The sequence below is a fragment of the Paenibacillus violae genome, from assembly GCF_032461945.1.
Lineage (GTDB): Bacteria > Bacillota > Bacilli > Paenibacillales > NBRC-103111 > Paenibacillus_E > Paenibacillus_E violae.
Genome location: NZ_JAWCUD010000002.1, coordinates 789,825 through 816,765 on the forward strand (window position 1 = coordinate 789,825; position 26,941 = coordinate 816,765).

20 protein-coding genes are annotated in these 26,941 nt (G+C 47.1%); 3 read left to right on the forward strand and 17 right to left on the reverse strand.

Annotated elements, in window-relative coordinates:
- The 8 genes from RQP52_RS10745 to RQP52_RS10780 form a co-directional block, all read right to left on the reverse strand.
- Positions 1 to 3,111, reverse strand: a complete 3,111-nt coding sequence (locus RQP52_RS10745) for an efflux RND transporter permease subunit (protein ID WP_315951358.1) — start codon at positions 3,109 to 3,111, stop codon at positions 1 to 3.
- A 289-nt stretch (positions 3,112 to 3,400) separates the two neighbouring features.
- Positions 3,401 to 5,551: a COG1470 family protein gene (locus tag RQP52_RS10750; RefSeq protein ID WP_315951359.1), complete on the reverse strand. Its 2,151-nt coding sequence runs from the start codon at positions 5,549 to 5,551 to the stop codon at positions 3,401 to 3,403.
- A gap of 53 nt (positions 5,552 to 5,604) precedes the next feature.
- Positions 5,605 to 7,077: an ABC transporter substrate-binding protein gene (locus RQP52_RS10755; protein WP_315951360.1), complete on the reverse strand. Its 1,473-nt coding sequence runs from the start codon at positions 7,075 to 7,077 to the stop codon at positions 5,605 to 5,607.
- Positions 7,074 to 7,997, reverse strand: a complete 924-nt coding sequence (locus RQP52_RS10760) for an ABC transporter ATP-binding protein (protein WP_315951361.1) — start codon at positions 7,995 to 7,997, stop codon at positions 7,074 to 7,076. The genes RQP52_RS10755 and RQP52_RS10760 overlap by 4 nt, the downstream gene beginning before the upstream one ends.
- A 1-nt stretch (position 7,998) precedes the next feature.
- The gene (locus tag RQP52_RS10765; RefSeq protein WP_315951362.1) at positions 7,999 to 10,944 is read right to left on the reverse strand and encodes an ABC transporter permease; all 2,946 of its coding nucleotides are present in this window, start codon (positions 10,942 to 10,944) and stop codon (positions 7,999 to 8,001) included.
- Positions 10,944 to 12,038, reverse strand: a complete 1,095-nt coding sequence (locus tag RQP52_RS10770) for an efflux RND transporter periplasmic adaptor subunit (protein ID WP_315951363.1) — start codon at positions 12,036 to 12,038, stop codon at positions 10,944 to 10,946. Before RQP52_RS10770 ends, RQP52_RS10765 begins: the two co-directional genes overlap by 1 nt.
- Positions 12,001 to 12,768, reverse strand: coding sequence for an ABC transporter ATP-binding protein (locus tag RQP52_RS10775; RefSeq protein WP_315951364.1), 768 nt, complete (start codon positions 12,766 to 12,768; stop codon positions 12,001 to 12,003). Before RQP52_RS10775 ends, RQP52_RS10770 begins: the two co-directional genes overlap by 38 nt.
- Positions 12,769 to 13,022: 254 nt before the next feature.
- A complete protein-coding gene (locus RQP52_RS10780; protein ID WP_315951365.1) occupies positions 13,023 to 13,568 on the reverse strand; it encodes a GNAT family N-acetyltransferase in 546 nt (181 codons plus the stop codon).
- Between the two features lie 189 nt (positions 13,569 to 13,757).
- Here RQP52_RS10780 and RQP52_RS10785 point away from each other — a divergent pair, with 189 nt between their 5' ends.
- Together RQP52_RS10785 and RQP52_RS10790 are read left to right on the forward strand one after the other, a co-directional pair.
- Positions 13,758 to 15,140, forward strand: a complete 1,383-nt coding sequence (locus RQP52_RS10785; RefSeq protein ID WP_315951366.1) for a dipeptidase — start codon at positions 13,758 to 13,760, stop codon at positions 15,138 to 15,140.
- 18 nt (positions 15,141 to 15,158) lie between these two features.
- The gene (locus tag RQP52_RS10790; RefSeq protein WP_315951367.1) at positions 15,159 to 15,665 is read left to right on the forward strand and encodes a GNAT family N-acetyltransferase; all 507 of its coding nucleotides are present in this window, start codon (positions 15,159 to 15,161) and stop codon (positions 15,663 to 15,665) included.
- A 100-nt stretch (positions 15,666 to 15,765) separates the two neighbouring features.
- Here RQP52_RS10790 and RQP52_RS10795 read toward each other — a convergent pair whose 3' ends face one another.
- A complete protein-coding gene (locus RQP52_RS10795; protein WP_315951505.1) occupies positions 15,766 to 16,155 on the reverse strand; it encodes a RidA family protein in 390 nt (129 codons plus the stop codon).
- Between the two features lie 19 nt (positions 16,156 to 16,174).
- Entirely contained in the window at positions 16,175 to 17,050 is an 876-nt protein-coding gene (gene dapA, locus RQP52_RS10800; protein WP_315951368.1) for a 4-hydroxy-tetrahydrodipicolinate synthase, read from the reverse strand.
- A 123-nt stretch (positions 17,051 to 17,173) separates the two neighbouring features.
- On the opposite strand from dapA, the gene RQP52_RS10805 reads away from it, so the two are divergent.
- Positions 17,174 to 18,052 carry a LysR family transcriptional regulator gene (locus tag RQP52_RS10805; RefSeq protein WP_315951369.1) on the forward strand — a complete coding sequence of 293 codons (879 nt, stop codon included), beginning with the start codon at positions 17,174 to 17,176 and terminating at the stop codon, positions 18,050 to 18,052.
- A 131-nt stretch (positions 18,053 to 18,183) separates the two neighbouring features.
- Here RQP52_RS10805 and pyrE read toward each other — a convergent pair whose 3' ends face one another.
- The 7 genes from pyrE to pyrR all read right to left on the reverse strand — a co-directional run bounded on the left by pyrE (position 18,184) and on the right by pyrR (position 26,928).
- Complete coding sequence (pyrE, locus tag RQP52_RS10810; RefSeq protein WP_315951370.1) at positions 18,184 to 18,825, reverse strand: orotate phosphoribosyltransferase; 642 nt, start codon at positions 18,823 to 18,825, stop codon at positions 18,184 to 18,186.
- 32 nt (positions 18,826 to 18,857) lie between these two features.
- Complete coding sequence (pyrF, locus tag RQP52_RS10815; RefSeq protein WP_315951507.1) at positions 18,858 to 19,547, reverse strand: orotidine-5'-phosphate decarboxylase; 690 nt, start codon at positions 19,545 to 19,547, stop codon at positions 18,858 to 18,860.
- Positions 19,548 to 19,602: 55 nt separating this feature from the next.
- Positions 19,603 to 22,812 (reverse strand): carbamoyl-phosphate synthase large subunit, encoded by a 3,210-nt coding sequence (gene carB / locus RQP52_RS10820; RefSeq protein WP_315951371.1) that lies wholly within the window; start codon positions 22,810 to 22,812, stop codon positions 19,603 to 19,605.
- Positions 22,813 to 22,826: 14 nt separating this feature from the next.
- Positions 22,827 to 24,011 carry a carbamoyl phosphate synthase small subunit gene (locus RQP52_RS10825; RefSeq protein WP_315951372.1) on the reverse strand — a complete coding sequence of 395 codons (1,185 nt, stop codon included), beginning with the start codon at positions 24,009 to 24,011 and terminating at the stop codon, positions 22,827 to 22,829.
- A gap of 157 nt (positions 24,012 to 24,168) precedes the next feature.
- A complete protein-coding gene (locus tag RQP52_RS10830; RefSeq protein ID WP_315951373.1) occupies positions 24,169 to 25,452 on the reverse strand; it encodes a dihydroorotase in 1,284 nt (427 codons plus the stop codon).
- 19 nt (positions 25,453 to 25,471) lie between these two features.
- The gene (locus RQP52_RS10835; protein WP_315951509.1) at positions 25,472 to 26,371 is read right to left on the reverse strand and encodes an aspartate carbamoyltransferase catalytic subunit; all 900 of its coding nucleotides are present in this window, start codon (positions 26,369 to 26,371) and stop codon (positions 25,472 to 25,474) included.
- 2 nt (positions 26,372 to 26,373) lie between these two features.
- The gene (gene pyrR, locus RQP52_RS10840) at positions 26,374 to 26,928 is read right to left on the reverse strand and encodes a bifunctional pyr operon transcriptional regulator/uracil phosphoribosyltransferase PyrR (protein WP_161406028.1); all 555 of its coding nucleotides are present in this window, start codon (positions 26,926 to 26,928) and stop codon (positions 26,374 to 26,376) included.
- Between the last annotated feature and the right edge of the window lie 13 nt (positions 26,929 to 26,941).

The window sequence follows — 26,941 nt, forward strand, 5'->3', positions numbered from 1 at the left end:
TTATTGAAGCGCAGATGGTGCTTGCTCCGTTTGTATGGTTGACGATTTCCCTTTTCTTTTGAACCAACGACGTTCTCTCTTTTTGAATAAAATCTCGTACATAATCGGTACAATGACAAGTGTTAGCAGCGTTGAAGTCGTAAGTCCCCCAATAACAACAACCGCCAATCCTTTGGAAATAATGGTCCCTTTGGATAAACCTAAGCCAAGCGGCAAGAGGGCAATAATCGTTGCACCTGCCGTCATAATGATCGGTCTTAAACGTGTAATCCCTGCTTCAATAAGTGCATCCCGAATGGAATAGTCTTGTTCTCTGAGCTGCTGTACACGGTCTACAAGTACAATCGCGTTCGTTACAACGATACCGATTAACATGAGGAATCCGATGAGTGAGGTAACATTAATAGATTCTCTTGTAATCAGAAGCCCTAACAGCCCCCCAATGGCCGCAAGCGGCAGTGAGAAAAGAATAGCCAGCGGCGCTCTTGCGTTACCAAATGCGATTACCATGACGATGTAAACGATGAAAATGGATGCAAAGATGGCGACAAACATTTGCATAAAGCTTCTGTTAATATCATCAGAAACCCCTTTGACTTCACGTGAGACCCCAGACGGCAGCTCCAGCTTTGCCAATTCAGCCGTTATTTTTTGGCTCACGCCTCCTTTATCCGTACTATCAATTTTGGCACTTACACTTACAATTTGTTCTTCATCTTCACGACTGATGCTATTAGGCGCGTCAATTTGCGCAATATGAGCGACTTCATTTAACTGGATCGTTTGACCCGTAGGTGTTTTGACCAAAAATGTGCCTAATTTGTCCACGGAATTTTTATAAGTTGGATTAAGCATAACTTTGGTTGCATAGGTCACATTGTTAAACTTCAAATCTCCGAGCTTTTCTTCTGCAATCCAGGAACTAACAGCTTGTAGAATTTGCGCTGAAGATAGTCCGTACAATCGAGCCTTATTTTGATCGACCGTAATCTCAACTTCCGTTTTAGAATCACTCAAGCTATCTTTGATATCATTTATTTCTGGAAACTCTTTCAGTTTATCTTCCACCATCTTAGCAGCTTGCTGGAGGTATAACTGGTCATCACCCTTCAGCGAGTAGGCAAAATCAGAACCTGTTGATGTTGGAGGTCCACCCGTAAATAACTGGATGTTGACATCCGAACCTGGCGGCATCAATTTCAGCATATCTTCTTTGTAGATTTTGACAGCCTCTGTCGCATCTGTGTCTGCGGTTAATTCAAAGAACATCATCGCTCTATAGGCATACCGGTCGCTGCTTTGGTTATAACCAACCAGGGATTCGATATACTTGAAAGCAGGATTGCCCAATTTATCTTTATGCTGCTTTAATTCTCTTTCGAGTTCTTTGGATTTTTCATTCATCATCTCAATAGATGTTTCGCGAGGCATTTTTATTTCAATAGCCCCTTGTTTGACAGCTTCACTGTTTGGCATGAAGGCCACCGCTAAATTCGGAACAGTAATAACAATAGAAAGAATAAGGGCCACGCCGGCTATTAAAAGCGTTTTGATACGGTTGTTTAAAGACCAGATGATCGCTTTCTTATACTTCTCACCCATCGGTCCAATATGATGTTCGTCGTGGTTGGTAAGTTTGTTGGATTTAAGCACCAGCAGCTTCGCCAACATGGGAATGACAGTTAACGCAACAATTAATGAAGATAAAAGAGCTACAACCAGCGTTATCGCAAAAGGACGGAAAACTTCGCCGACAACCCCGCTTACGAAGCCGATCGGACCAAATACACCTACGGTTGTAATGGTTGAGGACGTAATCGCACTCGAAACTTGTTTCGTTGCTAATCGAATAACGGATTCATTACGTTGTTGGGCCACTTGCAACTGACTATAAATATTTTCGATAACGACGATACTGTCGTCTACTACCCGTCCGACCGCGATCGCCATACCCCCAAGCGTCATGATATTCAGGGAAATGCCCAATGGTCCCATGACTAACAGCGTGACGAGAATCGATAGAGGAATGGAAACGAGTACGATCAGTGTCATTCGTATATTACGAAGGAACAGCAAGATCATGACAGATGCCAGAATCGCGCCTAAGCCGCCTTCTTGGACCATTCCATGGATAGAATCTTTGATATCGTTGGCTGAGTTATAAATTTTGTGGAATTTCACGCCAGGCAAAGTCTGAGCCCAGTCTGCCATTAATTTATCTGCGCTATCTGCAAATTCCACGGCGTTGGCCGCTTTGGTTTTGTACAAAAGCACGCCGATCGCCGGTTTATCGTCTAATCTGGCAATAAACTTGGATTCGCTAATGGCTTCAACTTTGGCTATCTGCTTAAGGAGTAGCGTATCACCTGTTTTTGTCGTGATTTTCAAATTGTCCAAATTGTAGATGGTATCCATTTCGCCTTTCACACGAACCATCTGTTGGTTACCATTGAAATCCACTGTACCTGCAGGGCTGGAAACCAATGCTGCCTTAATGGATCCAGAGACATCCGCTGGAGTTAAACCATAGTTGTTAATCGCAGGCGCATCCAGCTTAATCGTTAGTACTGCGTCTTGGTTACCGACAGAGTCAACATGGTCAACCCCTTTAAGTCCATTAAAGCCTGGAAGAATTGTATCCTTGTACGCATTATCCAGCTCTGCTTGGTTCATACCCTCGTCACCATATACGGCTAGATAGTATACCGGTTCGGAAGCAAAGCCGGCTGTTAACACCTTAGGCTTCTCAGATCCCTGCGGAAGCTTAACATTGGAGATTAAGCTCTCAACGTCCTTCTTCACATCTTCCGGCTTCTTATCCTGTTCAAGCTCCAAAATAATTTGTGAGTAATTATCCTGCGAACTTGAGCTAAGGGTCTTTAACCCGTCTAAGCCTGCAACCGCCTTTTCGAGCGGCTTCGTAACTTCATCCAGCACATCCTTAGGAGGCGCTACGTATGTAGTACTTACAATGACGACCGGAAAAGTAATGTCTGGAAAGCTTTCTACCTTGAGCGTCGTTGTGGAGTACGTACCACCTACGACCAACAGCAGCATCAGGATGAAAATTGCTGCTACATTTTTCATTGAAAAATCGGTTAACTTGATCATTCTCACTTCTCCCCTATCACCAGCTTTAATACTCTGAGACACTCACTTAACCATCATACTTGGAATTTCTTAACAAAACATAAAATTACAATGGAAAATTTATGTTTTTTTCGGTCTGGGTTTATTATATATCGGGCTATGTATAAAAACAGGTGAGTGAAGTCATATTTCAGTCATATGTTGGTCATATGGCGGGCAATCCTGTTATGACTTCTTATGACTGGACACAAAAAAAGGGCTGCTCATTGGCTTTATCAGACCATTTGAGGCAACCCTTAGATGTATGTTATTAATCCGTAGTAATAAACCAATCCGCTTTCTGAGAAGCAACTAACTTTCGTTGCCCCTGGAATTCGTCGTACACACTAAGTGTATATTTTTGCAGGAATTTTGTATTAAAAATAAGGCCTTCATCGGGGATCGAGATTTTGAAATTCTCTCTTTTCCCAAGTCGCATCTTCGTATCCTCATCCCCCGTGGAATCTCCATTGAAGACGTCAAAGTCTTTGAAATCGAATCTTCTCTCAAAACGTTTAATTCCGCCGCCATCTTCAAATACAAGCAATAAGTTGTGGCCTTCGGTATTAATTTCAGTTAGTTTCTCTTTCGTTAACTCGTAGTTGAATTTGAGTGTAAATACTTTATCCTCAATACTCGTCCCAATTTTATTAATGCTAATCGTGTAAGGGAATAAGTCCACATTCTTAAGTGTATCTGCCACTTTCGTATTCTCCGCTGGCAGTGTATAGGCAACTGGATTTACATAGGAATCAGCAACAGCCTTGTCGCCTTCCGACAGTTTGCCCTCCGTTACGGCTTCGCCAAGTAGCAAATTCATGTTCTCGGTTGAGAAGCCTTTTGGCACAGGCGCCCAAACGTTAAGCAGCCCTTTTCCTGTTGGAGAAATTTTATTCTTCACTTCCGCAACAGAAGCCGGGAATACAGTTCCGTCCGGTGACCGGAAATTCGCGACAAGCTTGGTGGCGTTCGTGAATCTTTTCTCCAGGTTAGTCACCTCAACCATGGCTGAATACATGATGCTTGTTTTGTCCTCGTAGGTCGATACGCTCCTAATCGCATACTTGGCTTTGCGCCCAACATCCGTCGACGAATAGGATTCGCCCAGTCCAACCATAGGAACAGCTTGAAGCTCAGCTTGTGTTGAGAACTCCAGGACATCCGTTGTTGTTGTGTTTGTCGTCTCTGTCCCCGTAGCCGGTTCATCTCCCTCATTCTCTTGGAGTACAAGCTTCACTTGAGAGAACTCATACGTATACGGCAATTTGCCGGCAAGCTGCAGGTTAACGCTCGTACCCGCTCCAAGCCCAATCACTTTAGCTGTCTGGATAAGCTTCGCATCGATTTTGACCGCATCATCCAGAAGGAAGTAACCGGATAGTTTCGGAATGGGCAGCGACTCATCTCCCTTATTGCTTAGTACTAGATCCGCTGTCAGTAGATCTTGATCCTCCCAAGGAAGACGGTGAAGACCACCTAGCTGAGCTGTGTAAACACCCGACTTATTCGTGAAAGAATACTCTTTGCCAATTGAACCACCTTCTTGAGACGATACGGCAGGAAGTTGGAAATTGGCTACGGCTACATTAAGCTTCAAATCCGCAATCGTGTCCGCAATGGCCAGCTGCCAAGCATCCGCGGCTACCGCTACGGGAATGGAACCGGAGAGCTGAATTTCTTTGCTTTCTTTTGGATTAATTTTCAAATCCTTGATCCCTTTGGCCTCCAAAGGATACAAGAGCCCATCCTGTGTCCTGATTGAGAATAAGTAAGCGGGAATAGTCACAGCATGACTACCTACATTCTCCAGCGTCAGGTAAACCGTGGGAACATGATACTTCTCGTTTTTGTTGCTGACGAACTTTTTAATAGATGCGCGTACTTCCACGCCGCCAATCGAAATGGTGCCCGTACCTTCAGATGGAACGACATCCGTATAATTCTCCGGTACAGCGACCTCTCCAAGCACCCGTTCGAAATTCGTTTGGCTAAAATCCCACTTGATGAATTGGACAACAAGGTCCTGAAGATTCGTACTTGGATTCACCGTCGCATAGAATGTTAAATCTGTTGTAGAACCGGGGGCTACCCGGTTCTTATCCTTATCAGCAGGCAGCAAGCGCGCTGAGAATTGATTGCCTGATTTACTTTTCAATCTAGCCCAATAATCAATAAATTGCAGTTCACTGCTGCCTTCATTATGAATCGTAATCGTGAACGTTGCGATCTTGCCGCTTTGATCAGGTAAAACATGAATCTGCTTTAATTCAAAATAGCTGCTCTTCGTAATCGGTACCTTACCTATCGCCATGGTTACGGCGGCTGGACTGCCATCTGCCCATACGGGTGTTATGGCGCCAAATGCCATTGTGGCAGACAAAGCAATTGTGGCCGCATATTTGTAGCCGAACTTGATCTTCATGGTGTGAATGGCCTCCTTCATCGTTGTAACTGTCATCTGATCGTTAATGGTTATTAACCGGCTGGCACTGCTTGCATAGTCATAGGTTTCGGTGGTTCACCTGGATTTTCCTTCATTTGCTTCAGCATTGCATCGCCTTGGGTTTGCCATTCTTTCAGTGCCTCACGAGCCGTCGTTTTTCCTTGTAAAACATTATTAAACAATTGATGGCCAATTTCTTGGACTTGATAAATGTTCGGCTTATCACGGTAAATTTTGAAGTTATTATCCGATGGCGCAGGAATTACATTGTAAAATGCTTCCATATGGAAGTCCAAACCATCTTTCGGTTTCAAATACTTAGAACGCGCAACTAAGTTATAAGAGCTGTATGATTTCAGTTTTGCCCAGTCATCGCCATTCACGAATTTAATGAATTTCCAGGCATCATCTGGATTTTGCGCTTTCGCGTTAATCCCCATAATCCCATTCATATAAATGGAACCTCCCACGCCTTTCGCTTCAGGATGGGAAGGAATTGTTACAACATCCCAATCAATCGGTGTAAATCCTTTGTAGCTGGCAGCGTTTTTGTTCGCATTCGTAATTTGTTGAATTTGACCGTAATTAATAATTCCCATCGCCAAGCGGTTCGACATGAAATCGTCATAGGCAAAAGGATTTTCTTGATCGAATTTCCGATTCATCCCCTTTTGTGGATCCATAAGCTCAGGGAACACATTGTCTTTTTGCAGCTGTGCCATTTTCGTCCATACTTTTTCCCACTGATCCGTATCCACCGTCATCTTATCTCCAGCATCATCAAACATCTTGATTTGCAGAGGAGCCGTGTACATTTGCATGCCATAGAACAAATCGCCTTGAGCTTGCGTTGAGAATGAGAAGCCGTTCAATCGGTTCTCTCCTTCCCCTTTGGTCAGCCGCTTGGAAAGATCAAACACCTCATCCCACGTCATGCCGTCTTTCGGAAAATCAACACCGGCATCCGTGAACATTTTCTTATTGTAAATCAATGCCGAGGACGAGAAGGTTGGCGCAAGTGCATACAATTTACCGCTGCCCGCATTTTTGATTCCATCAATGACAGCTGGCACAATGCCTGTCGTATCGAACTTATCTTTCGTAATCAGTGGATCCAGTTGCGTTAGCATATTGCTTTCAATAATATCCGGCAGCTGTTCGAAGCCGACCATCACGACATCCGGCGGGTTATCCCCCTGCATGACCTCTTTCAGTTTCTCCATCGGATCCGGCATCTTCTCACCAGGCTGCACCCCGCCATAGCGATACTTATCATCCATCGTTGGAATCATTTCAATCTTAATATTCGGGTTGGCGAACTCAAATATTTCTGTAAACTGTTGTCGGAAATACTCATCATCGCCGAACCCCATGGATGTGGCGATCTTAAGCACCCGCTCCTGTTTATCGTCTGCTTTCTCACCCTTGGTACAAGCCACTGCAAGGGGGACGACCATGGCCAAGGTCAAAGATGTAGCGACCATTTTACGTGTAATTGATTTCATTTGGATTTACCTCCGTCAGTATGTGAATTCATTTCCTTACCCCCAAAAGTCGGTATAGCTTTCGGCGCTTTAATCATAATTTTCTCGCCATCAAACTCCATCGTTGCTTTGCCTTCGATTTGCAAGGCGTTCAGATAAGCTTTGGGCACTTGCAAGCGGCCTGCGCGGTCCAATACAACAAACTCTTCATGATCCTTATTCGCAAGTCCACCCGCAATACCCGTCGTGCCTACAAGTGACGGACTGCGCGCAATAAACTCTGAACTCGTCATTCCATCCCGGATGGCAACGACTCGCCCCACTTTTCCGGCCATGGATAAATCATGGGTAACAATCACAATCGTAACTCCCAATTCTTTATTCAGACGCTGAAAAATGTTTAGTATCATATCCGCCGTTTTGGAATCTACGGACCCCGTAGGTTCATCGGCGAGCAGCAGCCTTGGACGATTTGCAAGCGAAATCGCAATAGCAACACGCTGCTGTTCGCCTCCTGACAGCTCTTGCAGTTTATTGTTCAGCCGATGGCTAAGCCCGACCCATTCCAGCAATTGCTTGGCATAGGCGGGATCATATTTCCCGCTGAGCATCATCGGCATTTCTACATTCTCGAGTGCGGTCAAATAGGAAACGAGATTGCGGGCGTTATTTTGCCAAATGAAGCCGACTGTATGCCGTTTGTATTCTACCAGCTGCTTATCTGTGATTTTCAACAAATCCCAATCGCCGACTTTCACTTGCCCTGCGGAAGGACGATCCAGGCCGCCCAAAATGTTCAATAATGTAGACTTACCGCTTCCGCTGTTCCCGATAATGGCCATGAGCTCACCGGCGTCAACTTGGATGTTCAATCCTTGCAAGGCGACAACTTCCACTTCGTCTGATTTGTAAATTTTGACTAAACCTTCACAAGTAATCATTCTATTTCTCCTCCCCGAGCTTCACAGCTTGATGAACACGCAGCCTTCTAATGTGCAAGAACAGCAGCAAAGCTCCTGTTGCCATCATGAAAGCTACAACGAAATAGAGTTGATTGGTGTCTTTGGAGTCGAAAACTACCCGGAAAGGCGGTACCTGAGTCTTCACATTCTGAGAAGTTTGCAAGAAAGGCAAAAAGAAATAGCTCGTCAGCTTACCTATCGCAATTCCTAAAGCAATCGATAAACCTGCTGTAAAGCCTTGCTCAAGCAGCAGCATGCCTGTCAATTGCTTGCGGGAAAGCCCCATCGCGCGAAGGACCCCAAACTGCACGACACGACTTGATAGATTAAAGAACCAGTACAACATATAGCCGATTAAAGACACAAGGACAGATACGAGAAATCCTAAGCTTAGAATCCCGAAAACTCCGCCTCTGGCTGGAAGCTTATTCTGGACAATGAGCTCATTGCGAACATCCTTCACAGAAGCTAACTCGATTCCCTTTTCTTGCAAAGCAGTAACAATCGGCGCCACTTTCGCGTCTGGTTTCATTTTCAGCCAAACTTCATAAGGAGCCATAGGCGCTTGATCGTATACATAATCCAAATTTGTAATGAAAAATGGCGTCTGATCGGGATACTGACTTGGCCAGTACGGAAGAATGCCGACAATGACAAATTCCACAGGCTGCTGGCTAATGGTAATCGAGAGCAGATCCCCTGCTTTCAGTGCATACTTACTTGCATAATTAGAAGGAATAATGACCGCTTGCTCATAGCTGCCAAGCAAATTCAAATATTGATACGGAGGAGCTGGAAATAAATCTGGCCGGAACCACCCGACTTTGGCAAAATCGACATTATCAATGCCCATGACAAGCCCTTGCCCCGTCGATTTCCCGGAAACCACGACATTGCCTTTGGTTTGCAGAACTCTTGCCGCTGCCTGAACGCCCTCAAGCTCGCGAAAAACTTGAAATGGCGGCTCGACATAGCGAATCTTCGATGGTGTTTCCTCTCCTGGATTTCCACCACCTTGACCGCCCTGACCTCCTTGGCCACCGCCAGCACCGTTTCCTCCATTACCGGAACCACCATTGCCGCCGTTATTACCTCCTGAGCCGCCGCCTTGAGAGCCACCGGAATTTCCACCTGCATTAGGATCCTTCGGCAGATCATCGGAGAAGCCTTCCCATACGGTTTGCAGCACCACATCCGTTCCATACTGATAGAGCGTTCGCTCTGTGGAATTCAGGTCAATCGTGCGTGCCGCTGAAGAATTGTATACGCCGAGTCCCAGTGTAAGAATCAACAGCAGCATTAAAGGATAGTAAGCTTTGGCCGACCGGGAAAGCTGCACAAGTGTTAAGTAGAGAGGCACAGGAAGGAATCTCCGCCCAAGCCATCCAAAAAAGCGCAGCAGCCACGGGAATATTCGTAAAAAGAATATTCCCAACGCGAAAATCGAGAGTGCAGGCACAAAAAACAATAGCGGATGAACTTGCAGTTGATCGGTCGTTAGACCAGTCTGTACAGACAACACCTGACGCTGATCAAACAGGTAAAAGCCATAACCAACAACACCGAGCAGTACAATGTCTAGAAACCAGCGCTGCCATAGTGGAGATCGATCAGATCTAGCAAGAAGCTGCTTATAGTTCACGATCGAAGCTTTAGCGAAAAGAACGGCAGGAATTACACTTGCCAGGATGGCGATTAGAACAGCAAGCCCGCCGTACAGCAATGCTTCCTTGGTAAAACTGACTGGAATTGATTTTCGGTCAACAAAAGTCAGGAACCCGCTGGAAGAACCTATACTCTTGGCCATGAACCAACCCATGAACGGTCCAACCACCAACGCTATGATCCCTAGCGATAAACCTTCCAGAAAATAAATGCCAATGATTTGCTTCGTACTGCCGCCCCTGCTTCGCAAAGTGGCAATAACTCCCCGCTGCCGATCCAGTGATTGTCTGGCATTCATAACAATGTAATAAAAAACCATGGCAATCATAGGTGCTGCTAACGTAAATAATAAAATTTGCATCTGCAAGCTTTGCGCCTTAAATTCAGCAAGCATCGGCTTGAAGGAAACATCGACCTTCGTATTTTTGAGTTTCTGGAACAGGTTGATGTCCAACCTCTCCAGACGGTGATCTAACGGTGACAACTGACTTGTTTGAATATTCCGCAGGTCGAAAGCATAATACCAATTAGCCAACTGAAGCGGAATTTTCTTCTCTGTTAACAACGTCTTCATAAAAACATCATCACTTACGATAAGTGAGTTAAGTAAGCCCTCTAAACCTTGAAACCAATAGGCATCCGTTTCATTTTTTGGCTTGAATGAGCCGACAATCTTTACCTTAAGCAGTTGACTGCCTCCTGCGCCAGAGACCGAGTAGTTGAACACATCGCCGATGTGCAAATCATTCCGGTACAGAGCTTCATCCAAAACAACAGCTTCCAGAATACCGTTCTGCACTTGATCCGAAGCCATTTGACCGATAGACCAGTCCACGTGATTATTCAGCTCACTCCATGAAGTAAGCGCCATTTGCCGCCTCTTGCTGGGATCTACTTTCGATGCATCAACAGGAGTTATTTGAGCTGCTTTGATCGTGTAGCTTTTGGCGAACGTTGCAACCGGAAACCCAATTTCTTTGGGAATTTCTTCCCCTATGTACACATTGACGTCTTTCAGCTCGTCTAACCCTGCACGTTCCGTCCCAACCGCTTGATAGCGCATAAGCACGGATCCTGCCGGAAGTCCGCTGCTCTTCTCTTCGAGCGATTTGGCTACGACTCGCTTCAGCGACCCGTCCGCATACATCGGTATGCTCGTTGTGAACGCAACAGCCATAATCAAACCAAGTAATGTGCTGAGCGTCAGCCAGCGGGTATTCCACATTTTCCGAAATAAAAACCTCAGCATGGGAATAGACATTAGCGACCAACTACTTTCTGTCCGGCGGTAAGACCTTTTACAATCTCTACATCCGTTGACGTCTGTTGACCGATTTCCACATCAACTTCCTTCTTATTTCCCTGATTATCAACCACTTGCACATAATTCCGGCCGGAATAGGAACGAAGCGCCGCAAGCGGTATCGTTGTCGCGTTTTCTTTCCTTTGGGTAATAATTGTCACGCTAAGCGGTGTTCCACGATTCAGACCTTTTGGAAATTCATCCAACTGAACGACTAAATATTGATCGATTGAATCCTGTTTCCCGTCTTGCCCGCCTCCCGGGAAGCCGCCGTTATTATTTCCTGCCGCTTGCGGATTCGGCAGCTGCTTGACCTTGCCTTTGTGCTGTCCGGCAGAGTTAATATCTACTTGGACATCCATCCCGATGGAGACTTTCTTCGCATCGTCTGCGCTTATGCTTGCCGCCACCGTCAATTCATTCAAGTCCGCAAGTGTTGCGACGGACTCATCTGACTTCACCGTGTCGCCTTTCTTCGCTGTAACCGATACAATTGTTCCGCTAAACGGTGCAAGGAGTTTCGCCTTACTCACTTGGGTTTCTAGCTTCGTGAGTTCCTCCCGCTTCAGCTCAAAATCAATCTTCGCCTGCTCAATTTGTTCCGGCGTCATTTCGTCCGCTTTCCGCAGCGTTTCGATCATCGTCAGCTCATCTTTGCGGGTTTCTAGCTTCTTCCGCTTCAAATCGCTATCCATATCCGAAACGTCCAGCTCAGCAACGGGCTGGCCTTTCTCAACCGAATCGCCATTTTTCACGAGAATGGCACTGATCCGTTTGGAAGTCATATCTTCGGAGAAGAACAGCTTCTCTTCCTGCAGCGCCATCAGACGCCCGCTCCCTCTTACTTTCGTCTCAAGTGTTTCTGTTTTCACCGTGTATTCAGGCTTCTTGGAAAGTTTAGGCGGATTAATGCTTGGAAGCGCCTCTTCTTCCTGTTCCTTTGGCAGCAGCGAGCAGCCGGAAGATAAAATAAGTGTCGTACAGATAAGTAGTGCAGTTACGGGCTTTCTCCAGTTAGGAGACGAATTTCCCGTCCACCATTTCGTAAACATGATCGGCAACCTCCAAAATCGTAGGGTCATGGGTCGTCATACAAATTGTTACCTGCTCCGTTGCAATCATACTGCGAAAAACGGACATGATTTGTGCTCCCATCTGGGAGTCCAGCTCTGCCGTCGGTTCGTCGGCCAAAATCAATGAAGGTCGATGCGCAATCGCCTTGGCAATGGCAACACGCTGCTGCTCACCGCCAGACAGTTCGAAAGGACGATGGTACATTCGCTTACCAAGCCCGACGAGTTCAAGACAATAGGCTACCCTTTCCTTCCATTCAGACCGGGGAACACCCGCCATGCGAAGTGCGAGCTCCACATTTTCCCATGCTGATAACAACGGCATTAAGGCATACGATTGAAAAATAAAGCCGATCTCCTTTCGACGAACTAACGTTCGCTCATTGTCGCTTCCTAAATGAAAAGCATGATTTAGGAACATGATTTCTCCTTCATTCGGCTGATCAAGCCCCCCAATCAAATTCAAAAGTGTTGTTTTACCTGAGCCTGAGCGGCCTTTAAGCATCACAAGCTGAAGCGGTCTGAGCTCCATCTCAATACCTTTGAGCACCTCTAAACGTTCGCCACCGACTTGAAAAGAGCGATGAACACCCGTTACCGTTAACAACGGCGAATCTTGTGTGTGCGGAGCTGCTTGCAACTCGTGGTACTGCAAATCCTCTGTACCTACTGGCTCAGCCCTGTTATTTTTGCGAAACCAATTCGCCATATGGTACTTCTTCCTTTCATTTCCAAAATAACCTGTATGATAAATTAGACGAAGGATGTTTTCAAAAAGTTCCACGAAACTGAAAATTTCCTGAAAGTTTTTAAGCACGAATGTTCTTATGTATGAATCTATTAAAATATACTATCATTTGTAAAATAATGTTATACAACAAAATACCTAATTTTATCCAAAAAAGGACCATCCTGAAAGTCCTTACAGACTTTTAAGATGATCCTTATCTACATCTACCGCTTCTACTCCATAGCCGTATTTCGCAGCACCATATGAATATGGTCCTCCCAAACACCATGAATTTTCAAATATTTCAGCGCTAAGCCCTCCTCATAGAAACCCAGCTTCTCCACAACCCTCAAAGAGGCAGCATTACGTGGCATGATGTTGGCTTCTATTCGGTGCAGCCCCATAACCTCAAAAGCATAATCAATCATTGCCTTGACACCCTCCGTCATAAGCCCTCGATTGACGAGACTTCCATCCATTCGATAACCTAAATGGCAGGATTGAAAAGCTCCTCTGACAATATTGCTTAGAGAAATCGACCCAATCACGCTGTCTTCGTACAACATCCATACTTTCAGCAGCAGGCCGTCCTCGATCAGTTTAACTTCTTTCTCAAGTAAATCAGCTTGATGCGAATTCGTATAATACAGCTCATTGCGCTCAATTTCCCATTCCTTCAAAAAAGCACGATTGCGATTCACATAATCAAGCACCAGCTCAGATGAAGCTGGATCTAAACGAACCAAAGACATTCGTTCTGTTTTACAAACAAGCTGCATGTTTACTCCTCCTAAACCGTCACGGTTCCGTTTATTTGGCTTTACAATAATACCCGCTTCCCTTAGCTGCATGCAACTCTCCTACAAAATGTGAAACAGCAGCATTCATTTGCAGGATTTTCCCGCCCTTTGGGGAAGTTAAAAGAAGTAGCTTATTTAGAATTGCTTACAAAGAAGGAGAATACCGACATGATTGAAACAATCAAAACCTATTTGGAAGAGCAAAGAGACCAACACATAGAGGAATTGATGCAATTTTTGCGGATTCCAAGTATTAGTGCTGTTGCCGAACACCAACCGGATATGAAGCGCTGTGCAGATTGGGTAGCTGAATCCCTAAAAAATGCAGGTCTAGAAAATATTGAAATTATGCCTACAGGCGGTCATCCAGTCGTTTATGCGGACTGGCTGCATGCGGAAGGTAAACCGACCGTGCTAATTTATGGACACTATGACGTTCAACCGGCTGACCCAATGGAATTATGGAATACTCCGCCTTTCGAGCCTGTCATTCGTGACGGGAAGCTTTTTGCTCGTGGCAGTACCGACGATAAAGGTCAACTTCTGCTTTATGTAAAAGTGGTAGAAGCTTTCCTGCGCACACAGGGCAGTCTTCCAGTAAACGTGAAATTCTGCATTGAAGGTGAAGAAGAAATTGCCAGTAAAAACCTCCCTCCCTTTGTAGAAAAGTACAAAGACAAATTGCAGGCTGACGCTATTACCCTCTCGGATACTCAGATGCACGGCCCTGGCAAACCGGCGCTTATGTATGGTTTGCGTGGTCTTGCCGGTTTTGAGATTACAATCGATGGAGCGAACAGCGATCTGCATTCCGGGCTATTTGGCGGGGCTGTCCAGAATCCGATTCATGCTTTAACAAAGCTGCTAAGCTCTTTTCATGATACCGATGGCCGGGTAGCCGTCGAAGGCTTCTACGATCGTGTCATTGAGCTTTCAGACAAAGAGCGCGAAGCTTTTAAACAAGTTGAACCTAATGAAAATAAAGTCCGGACCGATCTAAATGTCGACAAGTTATATGGGGAAAAAGGATTCTCGTTCTACGAACAAACAACGTCCAGACCCACTTTGGAAATAACTTCAGTGAGCGGCGGTTTTCAAGGTGAAGGGATTAAACCGATTATCCCGAACCGTGCTTCGGCCAAAATTGCCTGCCGTCTCGTTGCCGTGCAAGTCCCGGATGAGATCATGAATGCCGTTGAAGCGCATATACATGCCCAAGATTTGCCTGGCGTTAAAGTAACTCTCGATCGTCAACTACGCGGCAATCCATTTATTACGCCAATCGACGAGCCCGTCATGGTTGCAGCTGCAGAAGCCTTTGAAGATACTTACGGCGTTTGGCCTGTGTACACCCGAAGCGGAGGCTCTATTCCAATCGTGGAAGTGTTGGGCCGCGTGCTGGACGCCCCTGTTGTTCTGCTCGGCTTTGGCCTTCCGGGTGAGAACTTGCATGCACCTAATGAGCATTTCCATTTGATCAATTGGGAAAAGGGAACGGAGACAATCAGTCGCTTCTGGCTGAAACTCACTGCACGAAATGAGAAAGCATGAGAGGAATGAGCGAACATCATGAGCACAACCAATCTATCTCTCCGCGATGCCAACTTGGAAGATCTCGCGGATATCGTACGTATTTATAATTCAACCGTCGCAGGGCGTATGGTTACTGCAGATACGGAACCCGTTACGACAGCCAGTCGTGAAGGCTGGTTTCATGAACACTCCGCCGATTTCCGGCCTTTATGGGTACTGGAAAATGGCAGCGGAATCTGCGGCTGGCTTAGTTTTCAATCCTTTTATGGCCGTCCGGCCTATAATGCCACGGCAGAAGTCAGCATTTACATAGACGAAGCGTGCCGCGGTCAAGGAATCGGCCGGTACCTCATGGAGCAGGCTTTAGAAGCTTGTCCAAAATTAGGGCTTAAGACTTTGCTCGGCTTTATTTTCGGCCATAATGAACCTAGTTTGCAGCTTTTCCGTAAATTTGGTTTTGAAAATTGGGCGCATCTGCCTGGCATTGCCGAGCTTGACGGAATCGAACGAGACCTGATTATTCTTGGTAAACGGGTCGGTTAGCAAGCAGCAACGCGAATAGCGCTTTTTCCTCTTGTCAGCGACATGACATCTACGACAAAATGGAAAAGCGCTATTTATTTTTTAGCGTGAAAGTGCATCTCTATTCTTCGGTCATCAACGCCTCTACTTCAATCTCAATCATTAACCTGGGATCAATTAAAGCTTTCACCTCAACCATTGTTGCCACAGGCTGAACTTCCCGGAAAAATTCCCCGTGCGCACGGCCGAATTCTTCCCATAAGGAAATATCCGTCACAAACATCCGCGTACGTATGACATCCGACATGGTGGCTCCAAGTTCTAAGAGTGCTTTCTCTATCGTCTCAAGCACATAACGCGCTTGCTCATAAGCGTTGCCTTCTCCAACGACTTCACCATCCCTCATCGCTGTTGTACCAGCGACCTCAATGCGATTCCCTACTCGGATTGCGCGGCAATAGCCTACTGTTGGCTCCCAAGGCGAGCCTGTAAATACTTTTGTTCGAGTCATCACTCACTCAACTCTCCTTTTACAGATAAGATGCAAGATTAACGCGCAAACCTTCCGATACTGGCATAAGCGGCAAACGAAGCGTACCCGATTCAATGACGCTTTGCTGCTCAAGCAGCCATTTCAGTGGAGCTGGATTAGGCTCTTGGAAAAGCAGGCGGATCAGCGGAAGCAACTCTTCAAAAAGCACCTTGCTTTTCTCCTGCTGCCCTGCCAAAAAATGGCGGTAAAACGCTATAAACCGCTCTGTCTGCACATTCGCAGATGCGCTCATTACCCCCTTTGCTCCGGATTGAAGAGCCTCGAAAAGCAACGTATCTTCTCCGCACAAAATCGGCTTCGAGCCCAATCTAGTAAGCTCCGAAACTAACTTAGTGTTGGGCGTACTGTCTTTCATTCCAATCACACCATCCAGTTCGAGAATCGTCCGAACCGTATTGAGTTCTAATTTCACCCCTGTACGATGAGGAACTTCATAGAGAATCACGGGCACACCCACACTCGCAACACGGCGAAAATGCTCAATAATTCCTTGCTGACTAGGCTTATTATAATACGGTACCACGACTAAAACACTGTCAGCGCCAAGTTTTCCAGCTTCTTCTGTCTTACGTACCGTAGAACGTGTATCATTCGTGCCCGTACCCACTACAAGCGGGACATGCACATGGGCTGCATCTCGGGCAGCTTGTGCGGTTGCAAACATAACGCCTAGTTCATCACTCGCAATTGTCGGGGATTCCCCTGTCGTTCCATTCACGACAAGGCCATCAATCCCGTCTTGAAACAAATTGTAGGCAAGATTATAAAAGGAGGCAGCATCCAACTCACCTTCCTCATCAAAAGGCGTGATGATAGGAACATACACACCATGCAAATCTTTTTCTTTTAACATATAAGCCATCTCCCCGTCAATTTGATGTTGTACATCCACTTTAGCATGGAATATTGAATCACAGTTAGCTATAATAAATGATACTACTCATCAATAATTTTGAAGTAATGATAGGAGGCTGCCATGGACTTAACGTATTTCCGCACCTTTCGGGAGGTCGCCCGAAGAAAGAGCTTTACCAAGGCTGCCGAGGAATTAGGCTATGCACAGTCCAGCATTACGATGCAAATTCAGAAGCTTGAGCGTGAATACGGGGTACCTCTTTTTGAAAGATTTGGTCGGCAGCTGCGGCTAACATCTCCTGGTGAAAGCCTTCTGAAGCTGGCTGTACAGATGCTCGATCTCTATGATCAATCCAAAGAAATGGTGGCAAGCCAGGTCACAGGTACTTTGACGATTGGCACGATCAACTCTCTTGCCGCTTATTATCTTCCGCCTTATTTACAAGCTTTGAAACAGCTTTATCCCGGCCTCAATATTCAGTTATATCCGGACAGCGAAGCCTCCCTAATGACCAAAGTCAGAGAAGGCGACTACGATCTGGGTTTGCTTTTGGACCGATATCCGGCTGAGCCCCTCTTAACCTGTACGAAAATTAAAGAAGAACCATTGCTGCTCGTTGCTCCATTAACTCATCCGCTCACACAACTAGACCGCATTGAGCTTAGCGACTTGCAACAAACTGAGTTTATTGTGACAGAAGAAAGCTGTATTTATCGGGGCATGTTTGAAAAGCTGCTCAAAGATCACGCCATCCCGCTCCAAATCGGCTTCGAACTTGGCAATTTAGAGGCCATTAAACAGTGTGTCATGAACGGGCTCGGGATCGCACTGCTACCTAGAATTGTCGTTCAGAGCGAACTCGAACAAAAAAGGCTTGTTTCCCTTCCTTTTTCACATGAAGATTTAAAGCTGGATATCCAACTACTTCTCCATCCCAAAAAGTGGATCTCCCAGCCCTTGCAAACATTTATCCAACTATTAACCAGTAACGAGGAATAAATATAAAAAAAGAAGCCCTCCTTTTCGAAAAGGTAGGGCTTCTTCGCATTTCATTTATATGTGGATGTCGAGAATGTCATCCACTTGTGGCGCCGCCGGTGCGGTAACCAGTTGAACGCTTCGCATTCCTTCTATACACCAAACGCGGCTGGATTCTCTCTCCATGAACGGAGCAAGGCCATATCCTCAGCTTTGATTGCACCCTTCTCTAAAGCTACTTCAAGCAGCGTCGAGTAGTTGGAAAGCGTGTGAAGCGGCATCTCCGCAGCTTGGAAAGCGTCTGTCGCTTTATCCAGTTGGTAGGAGAAAATGGCTAGTACGCCTAACGGAATGGCTCCAGCTTCTTTGACAGCAATCGCTGCTTTCAAAGAGCTTCCGCCTGTTGAAATCAGGTCCTCGATCACGATGACCTTTTGACCTAGCTTTACAGAACCTTCAATCAGGTTCTCCTTGCCATGGCCTTTCGCTTTATCGCGAATGTAAATCATTGGGAGACCTAACTTCTGAGCGACCCATGCCGCATGAGGGATGCCAGCCGTTGCAGTACCGGCTACTACCTCTGCATCCGGGAACTTCTCTTGAATCAAGCTGACGAAGCCGTCAGCGATCGCTTCGCGAATCGCCGGGTGTGACATCGTCAGACGGTTGTCGCAATAAATCGGGGATTTCAAGCCCGATGTCCATGTAAAAGGTTGCTGCGGTCTTAACGCTACCGCTTGAATATCTAATAAGGAAGCCGCGACATGCTTCGCAATCGTTTCGAGTTGACTCATGTTACTTCCACCGTTCCTTCCGTTGTTAAGTGCTACAGGATGGAATCAATAATCGATTCCAATGCAGCCCTTGGGTCCGCCGCACCTGTGATCGGTCTGCCGATCACGACGTAGTCCGTGCCCTGCGCAAACGCCTCGCCTGGCGTCATGATGCGCGACTGGTCGCCCACATCCGCGCCTGCCGGGCGAATGCCCGGCGTTACGGTGACGAACCCGTCACCGCACGCCGCCTTAATCGCCGTCACCTCTAGCGGTGACGCGACGACGCCCTGAAGCCCCGCGGCATGCGCCAAGCGGGCATAACGAATGACGGCTTGCTCAACCGTGCCGGTCAAGCCGATCTCTTCATTCAGCACCGCTTGCGAGGTGCTGGTCAGCTGCGTCACGCCGATAACGATCGGACGTGCAGCGCCTGCGGCCAATCCCTTGTCGACACCCTCCAAGGTAGCCACCATCATGTCCTTGCCTCCGGCGGCATGGACGTTGAACACATCCACCCCTAGGCGCGTTACGCTTTCCGCGCCGCCTTTGACCGTGTTCGGAATGTCATGCATCTTCACATCGAGGAACACCTTATAACCGCGATCCTTCAGGCTCGCGACGAAGCTTGGACCTGCAGCATAGAACAGCTGCATGCCCACCTTCACGTAGCAAGGGATACCCTCGAGCTGCTTCAGCAGCCCTTCGGCGCTTGCCGCATTCGCATAATCGAGCGCGACCATAATGCGTCCTGCAACATCCGTACGAGTTAATACTGACAAGTCCGTCACCTCTTTCTTAGACATGCACCGGCATTGCGCGCGAGGAGAAGTTGATCGCTTCAAGCATATTCACGAGTGCTCTTACTGTGTCAAGCGATGTCATACAAACCACACCGTTCTCAACCGCTTCACGGCGAATACGGAAACCGTCGCGCTCAGGCGTTTTACCTTTCGTCAGCGTGTTGACAACAAATTGTGCATCTCCGCTGCGAATCAGGTCCAAAATGTTCGGTGAGCCTTCGCTCAATTTATGCACCGTTGTGACTGGAAGGCCAGCTTCTTCAATGGCTGTAGCCGTTCCGCCGGTCGCGATGATTTTATAACCAAGACGGTAGAAACCTTTCAAGATTTCAATCGCTTCTTCCTTGTCTTTGTCAGCAACCGTTACTACGACTGAACCGGCAGCCGGGATTTTCATGCCCGCACCGATTAAACCTTTATATAGCGCCTTAGCAAAGTTCGTATCGCGGCCCATTACCTCACCTGTGGATTTCATCTCAGGTCCAAGTGTTGTATCGACACGGCGAAGTTTCGCGAAGGAGAATACCGGCACTTTCACGGAGACATAGTTATCTTCCGGCCATAGACCGCTTTGGTAACCCATATCCGCCAGCTTTTGTCCCATAATGACGCGTGTCGCCACGTTAGCCATCGGGATGTTCGTTACTTTGCTTAAGAACGGTACCGTTCTGGAAGAACGCGGGTTAACCTCGATCACATACACTTGATCGTTGTGGATAACGAACTGGATGTTTACCAAGCCCACTACGTTAAGTTCCAGACCGATTTTTGTTGTAATCTCGATAACTTGCGCCTTAATTTCGTCAGAGAGCGATTGCGGCGGGTATACCGCGATGGAGTCGCCGGAGTGAACCCCTGCGCGTTCAACGTGTTCCATAATCCCAGGGATTAGCACCGTTTCTCTATCACAAATCGCGTCTACTTCTACCTCTTTGCCCAGCATATAACGGTCGATCAGAACCGGATGCTCAGGGTTGATTTTCACCGCATATTCCATGTAGCTCAGCAATTCTTCATCGGAGTAGACAATCTCCATCGCACGTCCACCCAAGACATAGGAAGGTCGAACGATAACCGGATATCCGAATTTCGCTGCTGTTCCAACCGCTTCATTCACAGAAGTTACTGTGCCGCCTGGAGGTTGAGCAATGGAAAGCTTGCTTAGCAAAGCTTCGAATTTTTTGCGATCTTCCGCTGTATCGATGCTTTCCAGATCGGAACCAAGAATGCGAACTCCTGCTTTGTGTAAAGGAGCTGCCAAGTTGATAGCCGTTTGACCGCCGAATTGTACGATAACACCGATTGGTTTCTCGCGTTCAATGACGTTCATCACATCTTCGAAGAACAATGGCTCGAAGTACAAGCGATCGGATGTGTTGAAGTCCGTGGATACTGTCTCTGGGTTGTTATTGATAATAACAGCTTCGTAACCAGCAGCTTGAATCGCCCATACAGCATGTACCGTTGAGTAGTCAAACTCGATCCCTTGACCGATACGAATCGGACCGGAGCCAAGTACAACGACTTTCTCTTTCGATGTTTCCGTTACTTCATCTTCTTGCTCATAAGTTGAATAGTAGTATGGCGTCGAAGCTTCAAACTCCGCTGCGCAAGTATCAACCATTTTGTAAACAGGTTTAATGTTTTGCTTCAAGCGATAAGCTCTTACATCCGCTTCGTTAATGAATGTTGTGCAGCCAGCAAGCGTACGAATTTCAGCAACAGCGCGGTCTGTGAAGCCTTTGCGCTTAATTTCAAAAATCAGATCAGCCGTTAATTCACTTGCGGCGATTTCTTTCTCGTACTTGATCAAACCTTCAAGCTTGTTCAAGAACCACCAATCAATTTTCGTCAAATTTTGCAATTGTTCTACAGAATAACCCCTGCGGTAAGCTTCTGCTAGCAAGAACAAGCGCTCATCATCAGGTTTTTGCAAACGGGATTCCAATGTTTCTTTATCTAAAAGGTCTGTTTCCTTCAGGAACAAACGATGTACACCAATTTCCAACGAGCGAACCGCTTTGTGAATGGACTCTTCGAATGTGCGTCCGATCGCCATAACTTCGCCGGTTGCCTTCATTTGTGTACCCAATTTGCGGTTAGCCGCCGTGAATTTATCGAATGGCCAGCGCGGGATTTTGGACACGATGTAATCAAGTGCAGGCTCGAAGCAAGCATACGTTTGACCCGTTACTGGATTTACAAGCTCATCGAGCGTGTAACCAATCGCGATTTTAGCTGCCATTTTGGCAATCGGGTAACCTGTTGCTTTGGATGCAAGCGCTGAAGAGCGGCTTACACGCGGGTTAACTTCGATAACATAGTACTGGAAGCTGTGCGGATCAAGCGCATATTGTACGTTACAACCGCCTTCGATGTTCAAAGCGCGAATGATTTTCAGGGATGCGGAGCGAAGCATTTGATATTCGCGATCCGACAATGTTTGGCTTGGCGCTACTACGATACTGTCTCCTGTATGTACGCCTACTGGATCAAAATTCTCCATGTTACATACAACAATACAGTTGTCGTTCGCGTCACGCATAACTTCATACTCGACTTCTTTCATACCTGCGATGCTGCGTTCAACCAGACATTGTCCGATTGGGCTGTAACGAATTCCGGAAGCTACGATATCCGTCAGTTCTTCCATCGTGTTACAGATACCGCCGCCAGTACCACCAAGTGTGTAGGCTGGGCGAACGATAATCGGGAAGCCGATTTCATTAGCAAAATCTACCGCTTGCGCGACTGTTGTTACGATAACACTATCTGGTACAGGCTGTTCCAGCTCTCTCATCAAGTCTCTGAAAAGATCGCGGTCTTCCGCTTTCTCAATCGCAGTAAGCTGAGTACCCAGAAGCTTCACATTCTCACTCTCAAGAACTCCAGCGCGAGCAAGTTCTACCGCCATGTTCAGACCTGTTTGACCGCCTAAAGTTGGAAGCAAGCCGTCTGGACGCTCTTGACGGATGATTTGTGTAACGAATTCAAGCGTAATTGGTTCGATATATACTTTGTCGGCCATGTTCGTATCCGTCATGATCGTAGCCGGGTTGGAGTTGATCAGGATAACTTCCATGCCTTCTTCTTTCAATGCTTGGCAAGCTTGTGTTCCCGCATAGTCGAATTCCGCTGCCTGACCAATAACGATCGGACCGGAACCGATAACGAGGATCTTTTTAAGTGTATTATTTTTTGGCATATTACAGTTCCTCCCTAGAGTTTTGCTTCAGCAAAACTTGCTTCGTAAGCTTTACTTACAGATGTCGATGCCGCGGACGCTTTCCATTGAGCAAGCATTTGTGCTTGGCGCGGCTGTTCTGGATGATCTAGTTTGTGCTGACGAATCATCGAGATGAAATCATCGAACAGATAGCTGGAGTCAAAAGGTCCAGGTGCGGCTTCCGGATGGTATTGAACCGAGAAAGCTGGGAATTTCTTATGTTTCAAACCTTCAATTGTACGGTCATTATTGTTAATGTGCGTCACTTCAAGATCAGTTCCGGCAACGGACTCATCTTTCACTGTGTAGCCATGGTTTTGCGAAGTAATGTAGCAACGGCCGGAAGCCAAATCTTTCACCGGGTGGTTACCGCCGCGGTGACCGAATTTCAGTTTATCCGTGTCAGCGCCGCAAGCGAGGGCGAACAGCTGGTGACCCAAGCAAATTCCGAAAAGCGGGATGTCGCCAAGCAAACCTTTGATCATTTCGACAGCGTGAGGAACATCCTTGGGATCCCCAGGGCCGTTAGACAGCAGGACACCATCTGGTGCAAGGCGGCGAATTTGTTCCGCTGTTGCATCTTGAGGCACAACAACAACGTCACAGTCGCGTTTGCTCAGATCGCGGATAATTCCGCTTTTTGCTCCAAAGTCAACCAATACGATACGCTCTTTGTGACCTGGTGCTCCGTACACGCTTTTCGTGGAGACGCGAGCAACTTGATCTGTCATGAGGGAAGTTCCTCTCAGGATTTCAGTTAGCTCGGCAACTGATTTATTGGAAGTTGTCAGCAAGCTTTTCATAACGCCGTGGTGACGGATCTTACGAGTCAACATGCGCGTATCGATACCGCTGATGCCTACGATGCCGTATTCCTTAAGCAAGCTGCCAAGCGTGTATTGCGCTCTCCAGTTGCTTGGAATTTCTTCATGTTCACGAACGACAAAGCCATGAATGAATGGGCGTACGGATTCAAAATCATCACGAATCACACCGTAGTTCCCCACCAATGGATAAGTCATCGTTACGATTTGACCGCAGTAGGACGGATCGGAAAGGACCTCCTGATACCCTGTAATCCCCGTGTTGAATACTACCTCACCAACGGACTCTCCTTCACTACCGAACGATTTTCCTGTAAAAAGCGTGCCGTCTTCCAGCAACAATCTTGCCTGCATGTATGTTCAGCTCCTTCACTATTGTCAACGATTCTAACGAATCGCAGATGTCATGCTTATTTGTTACCATCTTTATGCGTAGACTTGCATAAAAAATGATCAGTTTGTATAAATATACACGATTTTCGGGTTGCCGTATAGATCGTTCGTGTCGTTTTTATGAATAAACGATTTTTCCGGAAGCGATGGTAACAACGGGCCACCCCTTCAGTTTCCATCCGATAAACGGTGTGTTTTTACTGCGTGAAACAATCTCTTCTTTGAGGACTTCGCGTTCTGTTTCCAAATCTACAATTGTAATGTCTGCTACGCTGCCTACATTCAACGTTCCGTATGGAAGTCCGAAGACGTCAGCAGGTTTCTTAGTCATACGGTCTACTAGGAAACCAAGCGTCCACTTGCCGGTCAGCACAAATTTCGTGTACAGCAGGTTGAAAGCTGTCTCGAAACCAAGGATACCGAATGGCGCCAGCATCATGCCCTTCTCCTTCTCTTCTTCCGAGTGAGGAGCGTGATCCGTAACGATAATATCGATCGTCCCGTCTTCAAGCCCTTCGATGACGGCTTGCACATCGCGCGGTGTGCGCAGCGGCGGGTTCATCTTCCAGTTCGCGTCAAGCCCTGGAATATCTTCATCGGATAGCACCAGGTGATGCGGGCAAACCTCTGCGGTAACTTTAATTCCGAACTGTTTCGCGTGACGGATCAAGCGAACTGATTGCTCAGTAGAAACGTGGCATACGTGGTAGTGAACACCGGTTGCTTCAGCCAGCAGCACGTCGCGGCCAACATGAATCGCTTCGGATTCATTTGGAATGCCTTTGAGGCCGTGCTTCTTGGCGAAAGAGCCTTCGCTGACCGGCGCTCCGACGACAAGCGTATCATCCTCGCAGTGAGCGATGATGGGCATTCCGATGGATGCGGCCAACGCCATGGCATCCTTCATCATTTGCGCGCTTTGCACGCCTACGCCGTCATCCGTGTAACCGATGACACCCGCTTCTTTCAGCGCGGCAAAGTCCGTCAACTCGCGGCCAAGCTCGTTTTTGGTAATCGTGCCGTAAGGAAGGACACGCACTACGCCTTCTGTAGCTGCTTTGTCCAATATGTAATTCACCGTCTCTACCGTATCGATGACGGGTCTTGTATTCGGCATACAAGCAATCGTTGTAAATCCGCCTCTTGCAGCGGAACGCGTTCCCGTCGCAATATTTTCTTTATGTTCAAACCCAGGTTCTCTCAAGTGAACATGCATATCGATAAAGCCAGGTGTTACCAATTTACCTGCTGCATCGATGACTTCATGTCCTTCGGTTTGTGGCGCTGAACCTTCAACTGCGTCCAGAACCTGAGCAATTTTATCATTTTCAACTAAAATGTGTTTCTTCGCTTGTACATTATTTACGTCAACTGTCGTTCCGTTTAGAATCCAAATGCCCATTGTGGTAAGTCCCCCTGTTTTATGATAAAGCTCGTTCGATGACTGCCATACGAATCGGCACGCCGTGAGCAATTTGTGTGAAAATTTTTGATTTATCATGTTCAACCAGTTCATCGTCCAGTTCCACGTTGCGGTTAACCGGAGCCGGATGCATGATGATCGCGTGAGGTGCCATACGGCTTGCACGCTCTACCGTTAAACCATATTGCTCGCGGTATTCCTCTGCGGAGCGAAGCAGCCCTGTGTCGTGGCGTTCCAGCTGCACACGCAGCATCATCACGACATCTGCTTTCAGCGCTTCGTCGAAGGACACATATGGCGCGAACTCTGCGAGTTCTGGAGCCTGCATGCTGGCCGGTGCGCAGAATTGCACTTTCGCGCCCAGTGCGAGCAGTCCCCACAGATTGGAGCGTGCCACGCGGCTGTGCAGAATGTCTCCGACGATAGAGACGGTGAGCCCTTTGATGGCGCCGAACTGCTTGCGCATCGTGTAGAAGTCGAGCAGCGCTTGCGTCGGATGCTCGTTGTTGCCGTCACCCGCATTAATAAGCGGGATTTTGATTTTCTCCGCGAGCTCCTGGAGCACGCCGTTCGGCTTCAAGCGGATAACGCCAGCGTCGATCCCCATCGACTCCAATGTGCGGACTGTGTCGTAGATGGACTCGCCTTTCTGTACGCTGGACTCCGCTGCCGAGAAGTTCAGGACATCTGCGCCTAGACGTTTTTGCGCCAGTTCGAAGGAAAAACGGGTTCTTGTGCTATTTTCAAAAAATAAGTTGGAAACGAATTTGCCATTAAATTGATTGGTCACTTTCGCAGGACTCTGTTCAAAATAGGCCGCGCGATCGAGGATGCTTATGATCTCATCTGCGCTTACCCCTTTTAGTCCTAGAAAATGTTTGGTTTGTGTACTCACCATGCTCACTCCTGTTTCCCCCTCTGTTGAAGTATAATGACGCCGTCTTTGTCGTCAATTTCCGTTAGCAGCACTTCAATGCTTTCACTTTTGGAGGTAGGCACGTTCTTTCCTACATAATCCGGGCGGATCGGCAGTTCGCGATGCCCTCTGTCCACAAGCACGGCCAACTGGATCATTTGCGGCCTGCCTAAGTCGATCAAAGCGTCCATAGCTGCCCGCACGGTGCGTCCCGTAAACAGGACATCGTCGAACAGAATGATTTTCCGGTCTTGAATTTGGATGCGGCCGCCTTCCTGAACGTTCTCGACCGATTTCACTTTGACGCGGTCGTCTCGATACGAAGTGATATCAATCTCGCCGACAGGAACCGGTACGCCTTCGATTTCTAAGATTCTCTCAGCGACTCGCTTCGCTAAGTAAATGCCTCGTGTCCGAATCCCAATTAGGGTACAATTTTCTACCCCTTTATTCTTTTCAAGTATCTCATGCGCAATCCGCGTAAGAGCACGGCGAATTCCCATTTCGTCTATAATCGTGTGTTCGGCTGCTTCGTTCATTTGATTCGCCTCC

What these genes read in the sequence shown, in the direction of transcription:
- RQP52_RS10765 (WP_315951362.1), bottom strand. Translation starts at nt 10,944, where the DNA reads ATGTCTATTCCCATGCTGAGGTTTTTATTTCGGAAAATGTGGAATACC.
- RQP52_RS10745 (WP_315951358.1), bottom strand. Translation starts at nt 3,111, where the DNA reads ATGATCAAGTTAACCGATTTTTCAATGAAAAATGTAGCAGCAATTTTC.
- RQP52_RS10770 (WP_315951363.1), bottom strand. Translation starts at nt 12,038, where the DNA reads ATGTTTACGAAATGGTGGACGGGAAATTCGTCTCCTAACTGGAGAAAG.
- RQP52_RS10795 (WP_315951505.1), bottom strand. Translation starts at nt 16,155, where the DNA reads ATGACTCGAACAAAAGTATTTACAGGCTCGCCTTGGGAGCCAACAGTA.
- dapA (WP_315951368.1), bottom strand. Translation starts at nt 17,050, where the DNA reads ATGTTAAAAGAAAAAGATTTGCATGGTGTGTATGTTCCTATCATCACG.
- RQP52_RS10785 (WP_315951366.1), top strand. Translation starts at nt 13,758, where the DNA reads ATGATTGAAACAATCAAAACCTATTTGGAAGAGCAAAGAGACCAACAC.
- RQP52_RS10760 (WP_315951361.1), bottom strand. Translation starts at nt 7,997, where the DNA reads ATGATTACTTGTGAAGGTTTAGTCAAAATTTACAAATCAGACGAAGTG.
- RQP52_RS10830 (WP_315951373.1), bottom strand. Translation starts at nt 25,452, where the DNA reads ATGGGCATTTGGATTCTAAACGGAACGACAGTTGACGTAAATAATGTA.
- RQP52_RS10825 (WP_315951372.1), bottom strand. Translation starts at nt 24,011, where the DNA reads ATGCAGGCAAGATTGTTGCTGGAAGACGGCACGCTTTTTACAGGAAAA.
- RQP52_RS10775 (WP_315951364.1), bottom strand. Translation starts at nt 12,768, where the DNA reads ATGGCGAATTGGTTTCGCAAAAATAACAGGGCTGAGCCAGTAGGTACA.
- RQP52_RS10790 (WP_315951367.1), top strand. Translation starts at nt 15,159, where the DNA reads ATGAGCACAACCAATCTATCTCTCCGCGATGCCAACTTGGAAGATCTC.
- carB (WP_315951371.1), bottom strand. Translation starts at nt 22,812, where the DNA reads ATGCCAAAAAATAATACACTTAAAAAGATCCTCGTTATCGGTTCCGGT.
- pyrF (WP_315951507.1), bottom strand. Translation starts at nt 19,547, where the DNA reads ATGGTCGCGCTCGATTATGCGAATGCGGCAAGCGCCGAAGGGCTGCTG.
- RQP52_RS10755 (WP_315951360.1), bottom strand. Translation starts at nt 7,077, where the DNA reads ATGAAATCAATTACACGTAAAATGGTCGCTACATCTTTGACCTTGGCC.
- RQP52_RS10780 (WP_315951365.1), bottom strand. Translation starts at nt 13,568, where the DNA reads ATGCAGCTTGTTTGTAAAACAGAACGAATGTCTTTGGTTCGTTTAGAT.
- pyrE (WP_315951370.1), bottom strand. Translation starts at nt 18,825, where the DNA reads ATGAGTCAACTCGAAACGATTGCGAAGCATGTCGCGGCTTCCTTATTA.
- RQP52_RS10750 (WP_315951359.1), bottom strand. Translation starts at nt 5,551, where the DNA reads ATGAAGATCAAGTTCGGCTACAAATATGCGGCCACAATTGCTTTGTCT.
- RQP52_RS10835 (WP_315951509.1), bottom strand. Translation starts at nt 26,371, where the DNA reads ATGGTGAGTACACAAACCAAACATTTTCTAGGACTAAAAGGGGTAAGC.
- pyrR (WP_161406028.1), bottom strand. Translation starts at nt 26,928, where the DNA reads ATGAACGAAGCAGCCGAACACACGATTATAGACGAAATGGGAATTCGC.
- RQP52_RS10805 (WP_315951369.1), top strand. Translation starts at nt 17,174, where the DNA reads ATGGACTTAACGTATTTCCGCACCTTTCGGGAGGTCGCCCGAAGAAAG.